The following is an 18,008-nucleotide window of genomic DNA, read 5'->3' as shown; positions in this document are numbered from 1 at the left end:
GAAAAAAATCAGTAAAGGATGGTCTAGTCTGTAATAAAGGAAATAAGCCTTAATCATCTAGTTTTTTTAGCCATATCCTTAGCCAAATAATATAATGGTCTAACCCCTACTCCTGTTGCACCCTTTGAAATATATTCCTTTTCTTTTTTAGCCCCTGAAGTTCCTGCAATATCTAAATGAATCCAAGGTATTTCCCTGGCAAATTCTCCAATAAACATGCCAGCAGTAATAGTTCCTGGACTATCAGCAGTATTTGTTAAATCAGCTTCAGGATGTTTCAACAGTTCTTTATATTCTTCAAATATAGGCATCCTCCATATTTTTTCTCCAGCCTTATCAAAACTTTTATCCATAGACTTAAAGAATTCATCATTATTACCAATACCTACAGTAGCATCATACCCTAAACAATGGATAGCTGCTCCTGTAAGAGTCGCAATATCAACTACCCTATCTACTTTTTCATAGGTAACAATATAATGCATTGCATCTATTAATGTAAGCCTACCTTCTGCATCTGTATTACCAATAAAAATTGTTTTACCTCCCATTGAATTTATAATATCTCCAGGCTTATAGCTCCTACCAGATATCATGTTCTCGCAAGCTGCTACAACAGCTGTTACATTAACCTTTAATCTGTTTTCTGCAATGGCTGACATTGCCCCTATAACAGCTGCTGCTCCGGCCATATCCCCCTTCATAGTTACCATACCCTTTGTAGTCTTTAGGGAAAGTCCTCCAGAATCATATGTAAGACCTTTACCTACAAGCCCTAATGTTTCTCCCTCTGGATCACCTGTATATCTCATTATTATAAATTTAGGAGGCTTCTCTGATCCCATAGCAACTGATAAATAGGCTTCCATTTTTAATTCTTGTATTTTTTCCAAATCATAAATCTCTACTTCAAATCCTTTTTCTTTTCCAAGTTCAATAGTTCTTTTAGCCAATTCTTCCGGTGTTAATATATTGGCAGGCTCATTGACAAGTCTTCTAGCTAAAATATTATTTTTACCCAAGCTTATACCTTCATTAAAACCATTCTTAAAATTATCATTTATGTCATTAAATAAAATTGAAACTTTCTCTACACATTCTTTTTTATTATCGGTTTTATAATCATTAAATTTGTAATCAGCCATAACAACAGCTTCTGCTGCATTTTTAGCAATAGCATAATTACATTTTAAGCCTATCTTTACATCGTGTAAATAAATACCTACTGAAGATACCTTCCTTTTCTTTAATTCTTTATATCCTCTAGCAACTGCTTTTCTTAAAATGTCGCCATTTAAATTTTCTCTTTTGCCGAGTCCGGTTAATACAAGATCTAAAGCCCTGTCTTCATTTGAAATAAGCAAATGATATATTTGGTTCTTTTGACCTGAAAATAAGTCTTTACTTTTTAGATAATCTATTGGAAGTTTGTTGCTATTTAAAACTTCCAATGAGTCATAATTCCCTTGACAATCTTCAAAATAAGGTAGTATAATTCCTTCAAATGCAATCTTTTCTTCTAAATTATTATAAGTGATCTTCATTCTACGCCCTCCTTAATCCTTCTTATTAGATTTGTTTTCATAATACCATTATAATACATATAAATTTATTTATATAGAATAAACTTCATATCTGAGTATTTTGTTTAAGGATTAGTTTAAAAAGTAATTGTATTAAACAAAACAACTCCCACTTAGTAAGTAGGAGTTGTTTTGTAATTAGTTCAATACCTTTATTTAAATTACCCCACCGTGCCAGCTTCTATAGCCTAGGGTTTACACACTCCCTTAAAGTTTGGAAGCAGCTTCCTTGTCAATAATAATTATTACATCGGGATGAAGCTGCAGTACTGAAGCTGGGACTTTTGGAGTAATAGGTCCCTTTACAGTATTATAGATAGCCTCGGCCTTTCCAGCTCCACTGGCAAGAAGAACTATTTTTTTTGCCTGCATTATTGTCTTTATTCCCATGCTGATTGCCTTTGTGGGTACCTCTTCTATGGAATCGAAAAACCTTGAATTTGCCTTTATTGTATCTTCATCTAAATGTACTAAATGTGTTGTTGCTTCAAATTTTAAATCCGGTTCATTAAAACCTATGTGACCATTTCTGCCTATTCCAAGAAGTTGTAAATCAATTCCTCCAGATTCCTTTATAGTATTTTCATAATTCCTGCATTCTTCCTCAATATTTTCACACATACCATTTGGAATATTAATATTTTCCCTCTTTACATTTATATGTTTAAAAAGATTTTCTGACATGTAATAATTATAGCTTTGATCATTATCTTTAGGAAGATTATAGTACTCATCTAAATTAAAGGTTTTTATATTACTAAAGTCTACATCATCTTTATTGTAAATATTAATTAATTCCTTGTAAGTCCCTAATGGTGTATCTCCAGTGGCAAACCCCAGAACACTATTTTGCTTAAGTACAACTTGACTGGCTATAATATTAGCTGCTCTTTTACTCATTTTATTATAATCATCAACAACAATAATCTCCATTTGATTTTCCTCCTAAAATGATGAAACAATATTCAAATTAACATTTCAATTTGTTCCACTATACTATTTTTAAATTTATAAATTAAGGTCTTAATATAATTTCATATTTATACTTATCAGATCTGTATATGGACTTTGTATATTCAACTACTCTACCATCCTTTAAATATGTTTTTCTTCTAAACAATAATGCCATTGTTTCCTTGGGTATTTCTAGAATACTACTTTCATATTCATCTGGAATTGTTGGCTCTATACTTTGCTTTGCATAATCCATAACATAATTATATTTTCTACCTAATAGTTTATATAAAGATTTCCCCTCAATTGTTTCTTTCTTCATATCTGGACACATGTACCTAGGTATACATACAGTCTCTAAAGAAAATGGTTCATCCTCAATAACCATTAACCTTTTCATTTCTATTATTAAATCCTTTTCATCCCACAACTGTAAATAATCCTTAACTTTTTTAGTTGCTTTTTTAACTTTGAATGACAAAAGCTTTGTACTGGTTTTCAACCCTTTTTCTTCCATTTCTTCCGAAAAACCTTTTAATTTCATGATTTCCTGTTTTTCCTTTGGCTTCGATACAAAGGTTCCTTTCCCTTGTTCTCTATATAATAACCCTTCATTAACCAAAGCCATTATAGCCTTTCTGGCTGTCATTCGGCTTATATTGTGTAATTTGCACAATTCCAACTCTGGAAGAATAGGCTGACCAGGTTTTAATTCTTCATTTTCAATCATTTCAATTAAAATTTCCTTTAATTGATAATAAAGAGGTAAAGGACTTTCCTTTGAAACTTTCTTCAAAAACATTCCTCCTATAATTGTACTGTATTTGTTATATTGTATATACAATTATAAAAAACTTTAATTGATTTGTCAAATGAAAATAAACATATGAAAGGACCAGATGCCATAGCCACTTAAACTATGATATCTGATCCTGCTTTATTAGAAAATCTTTATAAGTTAATATTTATCTGTTACTATCCCCAAAGTAGAAGCTCTTATAAATGGAAGATTTCTTAACTTTTTTAATTCCTCTGCCGTTCCCGTTACAACTGCCCCCTGGATTTTGATATCTTTTCTTTGTATCTCTTTATCCTCCCCTGCTATATTTTCAAAAACTCTGGTGAATTCATCTTTATAAAAGGTATCATCATCCAATCCTCTTTCAAGGCTGCTGACAAATCTATCTATAGGGTCCTGTATTTTATCTCCATCACGGTCAAATAATTTTATACCATATGCCCTTGCTTCTGAGCAAACTTTAGCCGGATTTATATATGTTTCCTCTTCTTCATTTTCATTTGTCCTTATTCTTTCTTCTTCCTTTTTTTCTTCCTTTTCCTCATCATTTAAATCATCTATCCAATACCAGGTGGTTATTACATCCTTAGGAAGAATATTTTCCATTTCATCAAAGCCATATGCTTTATCAAAGGATAGAGCTATTTCTACATATTTGTCTTGATCAATATCCTCTAATAAGCTTAAATCATTTCTATAATATCTATAGCTTATATAAGGATAATAAAAGACCATTCGTCTTTGTCCAAGTTCATTATATCTAACCTCCTTGGCATCCTCTTCATCCCAGGCCTGTGCAAGTATCATGGGAGAGCTTGTTCCCATTATATCAGTATGGAGTCCATATCGTGGTCCATAGGTATATGATTCTTCACCGGTAAATACAACTTTACCATTAATTAGCTTATAGGTAGTATATATAGTTTTTCCTCCAAAGCTGCTACCATCATATATTTTCCTTTTACCTATATATTTATTGGGCCTAGCTATTTCAAAAAATCTGTCCCTTGCTATTTGAATATCTCCGCGCTGCCTTTGGGTAATATTCCTTGCTATAAGGTTAGCAGAGACACCTAAGATTATAACTACTATCATGCTAATTATCGTAGTTCTAAATATCGATTTCCATTTAGCTTTTCTCACTGTCTTTTTTAATTTATTTTCTTTTAAATCTGTAAACATATCATTAAACTCTCTTTCTTCATTATCTATATTATTATTTTTTTTATCCCTCATATTTTAAAGCCTCCCATTCCTTTTTAAATTCTTTCCTAGCCCTATAAAGATATGTTTTAACATTCCCTTCACTAATGTCAATAAGCTTTGATATCTCCTTGTATGATAGATCCATAAAATACTTTAAAATTAATAAATTTCTATAGGAAGGATTTATGCTACTTAGCACTTTATGAACATAATGTTTTCGTTCTTTTGAAATAACATATTCCTCTGTTAATAGATGATTACATAGATTAACTATATCCGACTCCCTAAGCTCTTCTTTCTTTTTCCTCTGTCTCTTCCTCTTGTTATACAGATTATAATAACTATTAATTGACACCTTAAACAGCCATGAGCTTATTTTTTCTTCATCTATAGCATCTATATTTACTATGGCCTTGCATATAGTATCCTGAATAATATCCTCTACATCTTCCTTATTTACACCTATTTTTATTAAATATTTGAAAACAATCTTCATCTCATCTATTAAAAAATTTTCTAGTGATTCATTTTTCATAATTCACCGCCTTGCTAAATATAGACAGGTTAAAATTTAATATTTTTTATTCATAATTCAAACTGAATGTACATTCTTAATATGTGTCTCAGGCCTTTATTATAATAACAATTTAGTAGGAAAAAAGTATACAGTTTTTCTAAAATTATTTTCTTATATATATAAACATAAAAAAGCTGCCTCAATTTTAAGACAGCTCTTTATAGAAGATCAATCTATTTTCTATAGCTTTTTTTGTAAAACAATAAGATTATTTCAATCAATAATTTTATTATAATTAATATAATTATTGGCTCTAATATTTGAAAATATATTCCATGGAGCTTAAAAACTACTTGTTGTAAAATTACTTTTTTATATAAATAACTGTCCATCGAAATAGTTATTGTAGAAAAATATAACCTCATACAAATGAAAATAAAAATTAATGGATATAGTAATTGACATATTATATCCATTGACATATTATTGAATTTAAAAATTAAATTTATTAACATATTAAACAATTTTCTCATTAGAAATCCTTCCTTAAACCCTATACAATAAATTCTTTAAATAATATTATATAATATTTACAATTTTATAAAAAGATAAATTTGGAGGAATTCATATGATGAATTTTCTTAAATATTTAAAGGAGCTTATTAGCCCCTTTATTTCCCATATTTTTCAATTATTCTAACTACTACTTCTGCTGCTTTTTCCATGGCAAAGGTCGGTACATATTCAAACTTTCCATGGAAATTATGTCCCCCAGTAAACAGGTTTGGACATGGAACACCTTTATAGGATAGTGTAACCCCATCTGTTCCTCCTCGCATTGGAACAATCTCAGGAGTTAAACCTGCATCCTTTATAGCCTCCAAAGCATTATCCACTAAATGCATTGCTGGTTCAACCTTATATTTCAAATTATAATATTGATCCTTTAAATCCAACTGTATTGTATTTTCCCCATATTTTCTATTCATAAAGGCTACTGCATCCTTCAATAATTCTTTTCTATCCTCAAGCTTTTCTTTATTGTGATCTCTAATTATATATTGGGCAACTGTTTGCTCTACATTCCCATTAATTAAATAAAGGTGAAAATATCCCTCATATCCCTCTGTATTCTGAGGTCTCTGGTCTACTGGAAGCATTGAATTAAGTTCGGAAACCAATTCTATGGAATTTATCATTTTATTTTTTGCCGAACCAGGATGAACACTTATCCCATTTACAGTTATCTTAGCTTCAGCTGCATTAAAAGTTTCATAGCTAAATACCCCTGCAGCATAACCATCTAAAGTATAAGCAAAATCTGCCCCAAATTTTTCTGCATCAAAATCATCCATACCTCTAAGGCCAATTTCTTCATCGGGAGTAAAGGCCACTTTTACTGTTCCATGTTTTATTTCCGGATGCTTTAAAAGATACTCCATGGCAGTAACTATTTCAGCCACTCCAGCCTTATCATCTACCCCTAATAATGTTGTTCCATCGGTTGTAATAAGGGTTTTCCCTACATAGTTTTTAAGCTCTGGAAAAACCTTTGGAGACATGATAATATTTTTTTCTTTATTTAATACTATATCTCCACCATCATAATCTTCAACAATTTGAGGTTTGACATTCTTCCCAGTCATATCAGGGGTAGTATCTATATGGGCTAAAAACCCAATAGTTGGAACATCCTTTTTTATATTAGATGGAAGTGTGGCCATTACAACACATTTTTCATCTACACTAACATCTTTTAATCCCATATCTTTGAGCTCTTCAACTAGTAAATTAGCAAGATTAAATTGCTTCTTGGTACTGGGAATAGTTTTAGAATCCGGGTCAGATTGAGTATCAATTTTCGCATACCGAATAAATCTCTCAACAACATTTTTCATAAAAAGTACATCTCCTTTATAATTATTTGGAGCTTTCATGTTTATTGTGACATCTGATCAAATTGCATAATTACCTTCAAAAAAAAATTATCTACTATTATATAGCTTTATAATCTGTAAAAATATACCGCATATTATTATGCAATTTCCTCATCTATTAAAACTTCAATACCTTTTCAGAAAATATTTCAATAGTAAAATGACTGCAGTCTGTGACTACAGTCATTTTACTATACTTTATTTTTCTAGTCAATATTGATTATAGTACATCTTAATTATAAATTTAGATTATTTAACCTTTTCAATACCTTCAACAAAGAGTGAAAAATATTTAACTCCATTATCAACAATATCAAAATTACCATCATATAAACACCAGTCATAATATGTTCCGCGCATGGATCGGGCAGCCATCTTTACTAATTCCTCTGCAGTATAATCTTCTCTGAATTCACCTAGTTTTTGTCCTTCTCTAATAATCTCATAAAGTATTTTATATAATGATCTATCTTCCTTTATAATGTATGTTTTTTCTTGATTATGTAGGAGTTGAGAAGAATAGATGACATTTGTAAAATCAAAATCTACTTTTTCATTAACAAAGGAAAACATATTTTTTGCAAAATTCAACAATTTTTCAGAGGAAGTTTTATAACTTTTTAAGTTTTTATAGTACTCAGCATAATGGTTATCATTGTTTTTGAAATGTTCAATTATGATTTGATCCTTTGATTCAAAATGAGTGTAAAAGGAACCCTTAGAAGTATTAGCCTTGGCAACTATCTCATCAACAGAAACATTTTTATAGCCTTTTTCTTTGAAAAGCTCTAGAGCTGCATCATATAGTCTTTTTTTGGTTTCAAGAGCCTTTTTTTGCCGCTTTGTTAAATTTTTATTATCATTATTTGAAATCATAAATTGAAAAATCTCCTTTCAAGAACATTGACTAAATAAAGGGATGGTGATAGAATGACTATAGTCACAGACTGTAGTCATTAAAATTATATCATAAAATTATTGAAATAATACTAGCTTTTGAGATAATTAGTTATTAAATAAATGTCATAATTAAATTCATATGAAGAATTAAGTAAAAAATTTTCAAACTATTCAATTGATTCATTATTTAATATTAGAATGCCCTTAAATAATATAAATTTTATTTTAAATATAAACAACTTTGAGATTTAATAGATTTGAAATAGAAAATGTAAAGACATTCATTATTTTCTTTTGATTTATATTAAGTCTTAATGTTGTTTATCTATAGTGAATCAAATTAATGGAGGTGGTTTTAAAAATAGACTTTAATATTAAAAATATGGAGAAAAGTTTAAAATAAGGAGGACTATTATGGGTAACACTAATTATTTAATTTTTGTCGGAATTTATATTTTAGCACTGGTAATTGTTGGGGTTGTTTTAGGTAAAAAACAAATTAAAAATAGTGATGATTTTATAGTTGCTGGACGAAGACTGCCCTTTCTCGTTCTTGTAGGAACTTTATTGGCCACTTGGGTTGGAGGAGGCACAGTTACAGGTTCAGCCAATTTTATTTACTCCAGGGGCCCTTTGGCATCAATATTGTATTTTATAGGACCTCCATTAGGAATATTAATTCTATACTTTATAGCTGGTAGAGTAAGAAGCATTAGCAAATATACTATTCCACAAATATTAGAAATGCGTTATGGTTCTGCTGCAAGGACTATTTCAGCAATTTGCATTGTTCTTGCTTATGTAGGAATTGTTTCATATCAGTTTAAAGGAGGAGCCTATGTAATAAATCTAACTACAGGACTAGATTTAAATGTTGCTATTATTATATCGGCAGTTCTTATTACTTTCCTTGCGGTTTCAGGGGGAATGGTAACCGTTGCATATTCTGATTTTATTAGTGCATTATTGATGGTAGGTGGATTCATAGTAGCTATTCCCTTTATACTAGGTAAAACCGGTGGATGGAATGGTTTATTCTCACAGATTCCTGCAACAAAAATGACTTGGACTGGAGGCTTGACCTTTGTTCAGTTATTGGGATATATTTTACCAGGATTTTTTTTAGTTCTAGGAGATCAAAATATGATGCAAAGATTTGGTTCAGCAAAGGATGCTAAAACTGCCAAAAAATCTAATATTGGATTTTTCTTTGGAGAAATTATTGTTATTATTTTAGTATTAATTATAACTTCTGCTGCAATTGTATTATTCCCAAATTTAGAAAGTCCTGATACAGCAGTATTCCAAATTTCTATGCATACATTGCCCTTTGTTGTAGGTGGACTAATATTGGCATCATCAGTTGCCTTTATGATAACAACTGGAGATTCATTTCTTTTATCTTCAGCCACTAATGTTACATACGATATTTGGATTAAATTTTTTAAGAATGATGCCAGTGAAGAAGAAAAGCTCAAATTTACAAGGATAACTATTGTTGTATTAAGTGTAATAGCATATGTACTAGGAAGTTTCTTCCCAAGTATTTTAAAAATGCAAATGTATTCCTATACAATGTATGGAGCCGCCATCACCCCTGCACTACTATGTGCCCTATTATGGAAAAGAGGAAATAAATACGGTGGTCTATGTTCAATAATCACTGGTGGTGCCCTTACATTAATCTGGGAGATTCCATTAAACCGTCCCTGGGGACTAAATAGTTCTTTAATTTCAGTACCTATTGCCTTCATAGTACTTATTATAGTAAGTTTGTTAACAGAAAAACCCGATGAAAAAGTAATAGAAGATATTTTCGGCAAAAAGTCCAATGCTTAATTTAGATCCCTATATTAACAACTTAAATTTTATACTATAATAGAAATTAATACAATAATTTTAAAGGGGGAATAAAATTGGCAAACAAGAGATTTGAAAAAATTTTAAGAAACATGGAAAAACATAATATGGATCAGATGCTCATAACATCAACTTCATCAATATTTTATCTTACAGGGAAATGGATAGAACCGGGAGAAAGACTTTTGGCCTTGTATATGAATACACAGGGAATAAAAAAGCTGTATATTAACGAATTATTTCCTATAAATGAAAAACTTGATGTAGATAAAATCGTCTATAATGACTCAGAGGATCCAATTAAGATGCTTTCCAAGGATGTAGAAGAAAAAGGAACCATGGGTATTGATAAACAGTGGCCTTCCCATTTTCTTATAAGGCTTATGAATATTAAAGATGGCCTTAACTTTACCAACGGCTCTCCAGTTATAGATGAGGTAAGGATGATAAAGGATGAAGAAGAAATAAACCTCATGAGGGAAGCATCAAATATAAATGATAAAGCTATGTCTGATCTAGTTAAAACCATCTCCTCTGAGTACAATGAAAAGAAGGTTGGTAAAATACTAGATGGTATTTATGAAAAATACGGTACACCTAGTTTTTCATTTAGCCCTCTTATTGCCTATGGTCCAAATGCCGCTGAGCCCCATCACAGCTCTGATAACACACCCTTAAAAAAAGGAGATAGTGTAATTCTTGATATAGGAGGAAAAACAAATTATTATTCCTCTGATATGACAAGAACTGTTTTTTATAAAGAAGCAAGTGAAAAACAACGAGAAATATACAAAATTGTATTAGAAGCTAACTTAAAAGGAATAGATGCGGTTAAGCCTGGGGTAAAATTTAGTGACATCGATAATGCTGCTAGAGGTGTAATAGAAAAAGCAGGATATAGTAAATACTTCACCCATAGGACAGGACATAATATCGGTATAGATGTACATGAATTTCCAGATGTAAGTAAAGTAAATGATATGATAGTCAAGCCTGGAATGACCTTCTCAGTAGAGCCTGGTATATACCTAACAGGGGAATTTGGAGTAAGGATTGAAGATTTGGTTTTGGTCACTGAAAATGGATGTGAAGTTCTAAATAAATATACAAAGGAAATGCAAATTATTTAGATGGAGGTAAAATATGAATAATTTAAAATTTTTAGCTGTAGATTTGCCAGAAGACCTAAAAAACCTTGTAATCTATGGAGATTTTGAAAAAGCAGAGAAATTAATAGATATTTATTTAAAAAGAAATATTTCAACTATGCTCAAGAAAAGATTAAATTTTGAAAAACATAGAATGAAAATCCTCCGAAAAGAATACATATATACCTATGACCATGCTTTAAAAATTGCTAAGGAAAAGATAAAGAATTTTACTGGTGAAGAACTGGATATGTTAAAGGATGAAAGATATGCAGACTGGCAGTATATAAATGGGAATGTAATGTTTAGTAATAAGTTTTTAGACAATATATTAAAGGTTCATCCTACTATGGAAAACAGATTAATAAATAAAAGAAATGAGCCCGATAAGAGAACCATGCTTTTAAATGAAACAATAGAAGATATGATGGAAAAGGGAGAAAAGAAATATTTCATTCATGTAAAAACAGGTATTAAGCTTAAAAAAGGAAGTTCAAGAATTAATGAAACTATTAAAGTCCATATACCTATACCACAAAATGCAATACAAATAAAAAATATTAAGATACTAAATACCTCCCATGAGCCAAAGTTTATATCTCCACAGGACCATCCCCAAAGAACAATTTATTTTGAAGAAAAGGTAAAAGGAGAAGATATTTTCACTGTAGAATATTCCTATGAAAATCATGTAAAATATACAAAACTGGATTATGAAAAAGTATCGGACATTCATCCTCCTTTTTATACTGAACAGTGGCCGCCACATATAGTTTTCACTCCATTTTTAGTTGATTTAGCAAAGAAAATAGTAGGAAATGAAACAAATCCCTTGAAGAAAGCCAAAAATATATATGATTATATTACAAAAAATGTGCAATATTCCTTTGTAAGACCCTATGCAGCCATATTAAATATTCCTGAATATGCAGCCCATAACCTAAAGGGTGATTGTGGTGTTCAAGGATTATTGTTTATTACATTATGCAGAATTGTAGGCGTTCCTGCTAGGTGGCAATCTGGCCTTTATGTAGACCCTAATTATATAGGCTGCCATGACTGGGCCCAATTTTATGTTGAACCCTATGGATGGCTTTTTGCCGATCCATCCTTTGGTGGAAGCGGATATAGAAAAAATAATGAGAAAAAAAGGAATTTTTACTTTGGAAATCTTGATCCCTTTAGAATGGTGGCAAATTCAACTTTCCAATATGAATTTCTACCTAAGAAAAATTTCCTTAGATCAGACCCTTGCGATAATCAAGTTGGTGAAGCGGAATACCTTGATGAAGGAATATATGATGGAGATGGATTTGAATCCATAAAGGAAATAATAGATGTTCATGAGATTTAAGAAAAAAATTTTTCTTAAATTTATGATAATAGCTGTAGCTTTTTCTATTTATTATATATCCAATGTAGATACTCTTATGAATACTATTTGCAATTTAGCTAATAATGATAATTTTTCTATTTCTAAAATAAAAGTAATTGTATTTAATGACTTTGATAGATATAATTATTTATTAAATAAGTATGCCACCCAGAGATAATATATGAAAGGTATCAGGTGACACCCAAGATTTGGGCGGTACCCGGTACCTTTTTTGTTTTGTACTTCTTCAAAAAAGTTTAGCAAAAAGTCAGATAGTATATTTTTTTGGAGTACAGGAAATTATAATAGACAAGTGTAGAAAATATAAAAAAGTGCTTGACGCCGATTATAGACAAATGTAGAATATTAATATAGACAAATGTAGAAAATGAACTAGAGGGAGTGGTATTATGACTACATTAAAAAAAATTCCTGCTGCTGAATTTGAAATTATGAAGGTGATTTGGAAAAATACACCTCCTATTACAACCAGTATGCTTATGGAACAACTAGGAAAAGAAAAAAAATGGCGTGCCCAAACTTTAATTTCATTATTATCGCGGCTTGTAGAACGTGAATTTCTATCTACTGAAAAAAATGGGAAAGAGCGAACTTATTTCCCATTGGTATCAAAAGAAGAATATCTAAAGTATGAAACAAGTAATTTTATGGAAAGGTTTCACGAAAACTCATTCCTAAGCTTAGTAAATACTTTATATGAAGGGAAAAAGCTCAGTAATAAAGAACTTGAGAAATTGTCTGAATGGATAAAAAAGAGAGGTGAATAATATGCAAAACTTTCTTTTTGCCTTGGTTACAGCTTCAATTACCATGTCAATGCTTGCAATATTATATATATCTATTACACCTATGCTATCGAAGCGGTATACTGCTAAATGGCTCTATTATTCATGGTTGATTATCATAATTGGATTGATCATTCCATTCAGACCTCAGTTTAAATCTTCGTTCATACAAGTAGAAATACCAATGACCTATTCTGTACAGTCACAGTTATCGGCTCCATCTAGGCCAATTATTAATGCTCAACCTTCTGACATATCAAACAATTTTGTACCAGGCAAAAATGAAATCTACAGTTATAACATCATTACTGCTATTTGGATTATTGGAACTGTTATAATGCTCCTTTACCATCTATATCAACATATTCGATTTCTAATGATGATAAAGCGATGGAGGGAAGAAATAGCAGACCCCCAAATCATAAACCTTTTCCACCAACTTAAAGATGTTATGGGTATATCTTCAAAAATTGTACTACAACAATGTACTTGTCTCTCAAGCCCAATAATGATTGGCTTTATACGACCCGTTATACTCTTACCTGCTAGAGAGTACCCATATGATGAACTCACATTAGTTCTTAAACACGAACTAACTCACTTTAAAAGAAAAGACTTATGGTACAAAATGTTAGTTATCATAGCTAGAATCATCCATTGGTTTAATCCTATTGTCTATAGGATTGCAAAGGAAATATCAATACAATGTGAATTATCCTGCGATGAAGCTATTATACAAAATGAAAACATGCAAGTCAGGAAATTATATGGGCAGACAATTCTTAATGCCGTTAAACAAGGCGGCAAGGTACAAACAGTACTATCAACCAATTTTAATGGAGGGGAAAGAGGTATGAAAAGTAGAATTATTTCGATTATGGACATGAGCAAGAAAAAAAAAGGTGTTTTTATCCTTTGCTTTTTGATTGTAGCTATAATAGCAGCCGGGATGGTATTTGCCGCAGCAGGTGAAAATGAAGTAAAAGGAGCATATGAAAGCAACATTGCCATCACAAAACAGGAGCAATCTAAACTTGATGAACAAAAAAAGCAAGATACTGCTGAACAATATTCGATTTATGAGAAATTTGGCCTAACCTATGATAGCAAAAAGGACAGTTTTTTCTATAATAGCGAGATAGTTAGGTTCTTTACTGATACTTTAGATTCAGAAGGGAATCTTAACTCTTTTGTTCGTTATGATGGTACTATAGATATTAAGGCAATTCGTAATAAGCAAGATACTCTTACTGGAATTGAAGTTGCCAGTAAAGAGGAATATGACCAAAGAACAACAAAAATTCAGGCTGCTATGAAAAATAGTAGTAATCTGGTTCAAGAGAATCTGTCGAAAGATTATAACAGTAATAGTGCTATAGGAATGGTTACTGAAGAAGGTGATAAAAAAATTGCTAGTGGTGTATCTGACTCTAATGAGTTAGGTGATCCCAACTACAACAATGATTTTCTTAATGAATATATTGATTATGGTATTTCCTATAGTAAAAACAATAACCAATGGTTCTATGAGGGTAAGCCAATTCACTATCTGATTGATGGTGACAACAAAATTTTTGTAGATAATACCAGTAATTCCGTTAAAAATGGTGTCTTACTAAAAGTATTAAGAAATGAGGATGGAAAAATTGAAAAATTAGTTCAAATATCTACAATTCAATAAATTCGTCTCTCATTGTTTTACTTAAATTTCCGTTTTAAAAATAGTTTATCTAAAATAGAAAACAAACGAAATCTAATGGAAGTAGATTTTGTTTGTTTTTTACTTTATTTAAGAATATTTTCATTATTTTAGAGACTTTTTTGATTCAGGCCATACCCGGTACTTTTTTTATTTTGAAGTTGTTTCACTATATGTTTCACTATATAATGTATTCAATAGTGTGGCATATCGTTGATGATATTTTTAGTAATGAGGTGAGTATATGCAGATTAGTAGATTGTTTGGAATAGTTTATTTATTACTTGAAAGAAAGAAAGTAACTGCTAAAGAATTATCTGAAAGATTTGAGGTTTCAATTAGAACAATTTATAGAGACCTTGATAATTTAAGTGCAGCTGGAATACCCATTTATACAATTAATGGAAGAAACGGAGGTATCAGTCTTCTAGATAATTTTATAATTAACAAATCTCTCCTTTCTGAAAGTGAACAAAATGAAATACTTATAGGCTTACAAAGTTTAACAGCAGTAAATTATCCCAATATCGATAATGCACTTTCTAAGATGAAGGCTTTATTCAATAAAACTGATTATAGCTGGATTGAAGTTGATTTTTCGAGATGGGGTAGTGATAATAAAGAAAAAGAAAAATTTAATTTATTGAAAACTTCTATTATTGAAAAACAAATAATCACATTTGATTATTTTAATTCTTATGGTGATAATAGTATCCGCCAGGTGGAGCCAGTAAAGCTGATATACAAAGACAAATGTTGGTATTTACAAGGCTTTTGTCTATCTAAAAAGGATTATAGAATATTTAAAATTTCACGAATAAAGCAATTAGAAATAACAGAACAGTGCTTTAGTAGAATACATAAACAAGAACAATTTATTGAGTCTGATATTCAAAATTATAACCCCATTATAGATTTAGAATTATTTTTTTCATCCCATGTTGCTTATCGATTATATGATGTATTTGATGAAAATGCTATACTCAAAAATACAAATGGCACATTCAAAGTGACTATATCACTACCAGAAGATGAATGGCTATATGGATTTATAATGTCCTTTGGAGATGACGTTGAGATTATAAAACCAAAGTATATAAGAGACAGAATTTCAGAAAGATTAGAAAAAGCACTTAAGAAATACAAAAAATATAAAAAACCTGACATGATGTAGTCAAGTTTTTATTGTTATACTCCTGTTGTAAGTATTAAAACTAACATAGGGAGTAGATAAAAATGAAAAGTAATAGAAAAACAGCATTTGATAAGGAACTGATTAAAAACAAGGATTTCTTCATTTTATTATTAGGGAGATTCATATCCCTTTCTGGAAGTATGTTGCAAAGCTTCGGATTTTCAATTTATGTTTTAGAACAAACTGGTTCTGGATATAAATTTGCTACAGTGCTTGTATTATCGGGATTAACATCATTATTTTTCACTCCAATTGCCGGTGTTTTATCAGATTGGTTTAATAAAAAGAGAATAATGGTTGTTCTTGATTTCTTTAGCGGATTTTTTTTGCTTGCAATATTAGGGTATTCTTTAGCCTACGGCTTATCTTATACTGAAATTTACTTTGTTGTAGTAGTCCTTGCCATTGTAACAGCTATATACTCTCCAGCAGTAGATTCAGCAATCCCATTCATAGTAGCCCATGATAAGCTTCTTAGTGCAAATTCAATTAATAATTTTATAGTAACAGCTTCGAGAATACTTGGTCCTATAATGGGCGGAGTTTTATATTACATAATTCAAGTCAAAGGAATTATACTAATGAACGCCTTATCTTTCATTATATCTGCAATTATGGAGCTATTTATGCAAATTCCGAGTAAGAAAAAGAAATTTAACACCAATTGGAAATCAGATTTCTTTAAAGATTTAAAAGATGGATTATTGTTTGTTTATCGTGAAAAAAATATTTTTGTTATTTTACTTTTTTGTACTCTAGTTAATTTGATAATTATGCCAATAGGGACAGTGGGCTTTCCTTTTATAGTAAATATTACATTAAATTTAACAAGTAGGCATTTTGGAATTAGTGAAGCTGCCCTTGCTATTGGAATACTAATAGGGAGCATGCTTACAGGAGTTATAATTAGCAAATTTAAAATCAGACTTGAAAAAGTTTTATCTTATACAATAATTGTGGCAAGTACTTTGATACTTTTTATAGGATTAATTATTAATCCTAGTATACTTCAAGCCATAGGAAAGCAAACTACATTTGTGATTTTTACAATTTTTGTATTTTTAATAGGAATGACATTTACAGCAATTAATATATCTATGCCCACATATATACAGCAAAGAACCCCAAAGGAATTATTAGGTAGGGTGGTAGGATTAGTAGGTACACTTCTAATATCAACTGCGCCAATTGGGCAAATGATCTATGGAGTATTATTTGATGCAATGCCAACATTTCTAATAATTATCATTTCAGCCTTGATTATGCTTGTTTTGGGGTTGTTATGTAGAAATTATTTTAGGAAGATAGATAAAGTTAATGGTTAAATTATGACAATTATTTGTACAGAGTAAAAAAAGGTACCGGGTACCGCTCGAATTTCAACATTCAATATGGTTATTCTACTCAAATGAAAAAATCCTTTACATTAAAGGTTTTTTTCTTAAGTTGATGACATTGGTCACCTGGTATAAAAAAGTACCGGGTACCGCCCGAATCTATACATAGAATATATGGTGATGGTTTTCTTTTGGAAAAGAAACTCTAAGCATAAGAAAAACTTGAAATATAGATGTTTTTTTAATCCTAAATTGAACCATTTAAGAACAAAACACCGAACACCAAGTACCCCTTCCATAGATCAAAGTTAAAAAAATGCTCAAAAATTACTTGAAGGCTTTTCCGAACGCAAATTTGATTGAATAATTTCTTCAATTCTGTCATAGTCTTTTTCTTCTAAAGGATACCATTCATCTAATAGTATTTTATTATCTTTATTTTTTTCCACTACATGTACATGCAATATATTACCAAGTGGCATATAATATGCTTTAGTATTATTAGTATTTGCTTCAATAACATACTTAGTTCCATAAATATCATCTGAAATTTGTAAAGGAGTATTGGATTTAGTTTTATCCAATATTCCTTTTAACTCTTTACAATCCTTATCTCTACTAATTATAGTGGTTTCACCTGAGACATAATTTCTAACTGTAAACATACAGTCTTTTTCTTGACTAAAATAGTA

The 18,008-nt window shown here is 30.4% G+C and carries 16 protein-coding genes; 8 read left to right on the top strand and 8 right to left on the bottom strand.

What is annotated here, in order from left to right; translation table 11 throughout:
* Positions 1-53: 53 nt before the first annotated feature.
* From B5X81_RS23360 to B5X81_RS23325, 7 genes are all read right to left on the bottom strand, one after another.
* Positions 54-1,544: a leucyl aminopeptidase gene (locus B5X81_RS23360; protein ID WP_079495385.1), complete on the bottom strand. Its 1,491-nt coding sequence runs from the start codon at positions 1,542-1,544 to the stop codon at positions 54-56.
* Positions 1,545-1,790: 246 nt separating this feature from the next.
* On the bottom strand, positions 1,791-2,516 hold the full coding sequence (gene nagB / locus B5X81_RS23355; RefSeq protein WP_079495384.1) for a glucosamine-6-phosphate deaminase: 726 nt from the start codon (positions 2,514-2,516) through the stop codon (positions 1,791-1,793).
* An 82-nt stretch (positions 2,517-2,598) separates the two neighbouring features.
* Complete coding sequence (locus B5X81_RS23350; RefSeq protein WP_079495382.1) at positions 2,599-3,333, bottom strand: GntR family transcriptional regulator; 735 nt, start codon at positions 3,331-3,333, stop codon at positions 2,599-2,601.
* Positions 3,334-3,495: 162 nt separating this feature from the next.
* On the bottom strand, positions 3,496-4,572 hold the full coding sequence (locus tag B5X81_RS23345; RefSeq protein ID WP_079495381.1) for an anti sigma factor C-terminal domain-containing protein: 1,077 nt from the start codon (positions 4,570-4,572) through the stop codon (positions 3,496-3,498).
* Positions 4,562-5,077 carry an RNA polymerase sigma factor gene (locus B5X81_RS23340; RefSeq protein ID WP_079495379.1) on the bottom strand — a complete coding sequence of 172 codons (516 nt, stop codon included), beginning with the start codon at positions 5,075-5,077 and terminating at the stop codon, positions 4,562-4,564. The genes B5X81_RS23345 and B5X81_RS23340 overlap by 11 nt, the downstream gene beginning before the upstream one ends.
* Before the next feature lie 653 nt (positions 5,078-5,730).
* Complete coding sequence (gene pepT / locus B5X81_RS23330) at positions 5,731-6,957, bottom strand: peptidase T (RefSeq protein WP_079495376.1); 1,227 nt, start codon at positions 6,955-6,957, stop codon at positions 5,731-5,733.
* A 288-nt stretch (positions 6,958-7,245) separates the two neighbouring features.
* Entirely contained in the window at positions 7,246-7,872 is a 627-nt protein-coding gene (locus tag B5X81_RS23325) for a TetR/AcrR family transcriptional regulator (protein WP_079495375.1), read from the bottom strand.
* Between the two features lie 438 nt (positions 7,873-8,310).
* Between B5X81_RS23325 and B5X81_RS23320 the strand changes: the two genes are divergently transcribed.
* From B5X81_RS23320 to B5X81_RS23285, 8 genes are all read left to right on the top strand, one after another.
* Positions 8,311-9,735, top strand: coding sequence for a sodium:solute symporter family protein (locus B5X81_RS23320; protein ID WP_079495373.1), 1,425 nt, complete (start codon positions 8,311-8,313; stop codon positions 9,733-9,735).
* A 77-nt stretch (positions 9,736-9,812) separates the two neighbouring features.
* A complete protein-coding gene (locus tag B5X81_RS23315; RefSeq protein WP_139380454.1) occupies positions 9,813-10,886 on the top strand; it encodes a M24 family metallopeptidase in 1,074 nt (357 codons plus the stop codon).
* A gap of 13 nt (positions 10,887-10,899) precedes the next feature.
* The gene (locus B5X81_RS23310; protein WP_079495372.1) at positions 10,900-12,258 is read left to right on the top strand and encodes a transglutaminase-like domain-containing protein; all 1,359 of its coding nucleotides are present in this window, start codon (positions 10,900-10,902) and stop codon (positions 12,256-12,258) included.
* Complete coding sequence (locus B5X81_RS27950; RefSeq protein ID WP_139380453.1) at positions 12,248-12,457, top strand: hypothetical protein; 210 nt, start codon at positions 12,248-12,250, stop codon at positions 12,455-12,457. The genes B5X81_RS23310 and B5X81_RS27950 overlap by 11 nt, the downstream gene beginning before the upstream one ends.
* A 232-nt stretch (positions 12,458-12,689) precedes the next feature.
* The gene (locus B5X81_RS23300; RefSeq protein ID WP_079495369.1) at positions 12,690-13,067 is read left to right on the top strand and encodes a BlaI/MecI/CopY family transcriptional regulator; all 378 of its coding nucleotides are present in this window, start codon (positions 12,690-12,692) and stop codon (positions 13,065-13,067) included.
* Between the two features lies 1 nt (position 13,068).
* The gene (locus B5X81_RS23295; RefSeq protein WP_079495367.1) at positions 13,069-14,766 is read left to right on the top strand and encodes a M56 family metallopeptidase; all 1,698 of its coding nucleotides are present in this window, start codon (positions 13,069-13,071) and stop codon (positions 14,764-14,766) included.
* A 262-nt stretch (positions 14,767-15,028) separates the two neighbouring features.
* A complete protein-coding gene (locus B5X81_RS23290; protein ID WP_079495365.1) occupies positions 15,029-15,958 on the top strand; it encodes a helix-turn-helix transcriptional regulator in 930 nt (309 codons plus the stop codon).
* A 62-nt stretch (positions 15,959-16,020) separates the two neighbouring features.
* Positions 16,021-17,304: an MFS transporter gene (locus B5X81_RS23285; RefSeq protein ID WP_079495363.1), complete on the top strand. Its 1,284-nt coding sequence runs from the start codon at positions 16,021-16,023 to the stop codon at positions 17,302-17,304.
* A gap of 332 nt (positions 17,305-17,636) precedes the next feature.
* On the opposite strand, the gene B5X81_RS23280 is transcribed toward B5X81_RS23285, so the two are convergent.
* A partial coding sequence (locus tag B5X81_RS23280; protein WP_170917573.1) for a hypothetical protein occupies positions 17,637-18,008 on the bottom strand: 372 nt, incomplete at its 5' end.

It is taken from the genome of Maledivibacter halophilus (genome assembly GCF_900167445.1).
GTDB lineage: Bacteria > Bacillota > Clostridia > Peptostreptococcales > Caminicellaceae > Maledivibacter > Maledivibacter halophilus.
The sequence above is the reverse complement of the archived record's forward strand: the minus strand, read 5'-3'. Positions and strand labels throughout refer to the sequence as shown.

Bases quoted from the DNA above. Each gene is read 5' to 3' on its own strand.
- B5X81_RS23320 (WP_079495373.1), top strand. From the start codon at position 8,311: ATGGGTAACACTAATTATTTAATTTTTGTCGGAATTTATATTTTAGCA.
- B5X81_RS27950 (WP_139380453.1), top strand. From the start codon at position 12,248: ATGAGATTTAAGAAAAAAATTTTTCTTAAATTTATGATAATAGCTGTA.
- B5X81_RS23290 (WP_079495365.1), top strand. From the start codon at position 15,029: ATGCAGATTAGTAGATTGTTTGGAATAGTTTATTTATTACTTGAAAGA.
- B5X81_RS23345 (WP_079495381.1), bottom strand. From the start codon at position 4,572: ATGAGGGATAAAAAAAATAATAATATAGATAATGAAGAAAGAGAGTTT.
- B5X81_RS23340 (WP_079495379.1), bottom strand. From the start codon at position 5,077: ATGAAAAATGAATCACTAGAAAATTTTTTAATAGATGAGATGAAGATT.
- B5X81_RS23310 (WP_079495372.1), top strand. From the start codon at position 10,900: ATGAATAATTTAAAATTTTTAGCTGTAGATTTGCCAGAAGACCTAAAA.
- B5X81_RS23360 (WP_079495385.1), bottom strand. From the start codon at position 1,544: ATGAAGATCACTTATAATAATTTAGAAGAAAAGATTGCATTTGAAGGA.
- B5X81_RS23300 (WP_079495369.1), top strand. From the start codon at position 12,690: ATGACTACATTAAAAAAAATTCCTGCTGCTGAATTTGAAATTATGAAG.
- B5X81_RS23295 (WP_079495367.1), top strand. From the start codon at position 13,069: ATGCAAAACTTTCTTTTTGCCTTGGTTACAGCTTCAATTACCATGTCA.
- nagB (WP_079495384.1), bottom strand. From the start codon at position 2,516: ATGGAGATTATTGTTGTTGATGATTATAATAAAATGAGTAAAAGAGCA.
- B5X81_RS23285 (WP_079495363.1), top strand. From the start codon at position 16,021: ATGAAAAGTAATAGAAAAACAGCATTTGATAAGGAACTGATTAAAAAC.
- B5X81_RS23325 (WP_079495375.1), bottom strand. From the start codon at position 7,872: ATGATTTCAAATAATGATAATAAAAATTTAACAAAGCGGCAAAAAAAG.
- pepT (WP_079495376.1), bottom strand. From the start codon at position 6,957: ATGAAAAATGTTGTTGAGAGATTTATTCGGTATGCGAAAATTGATACT.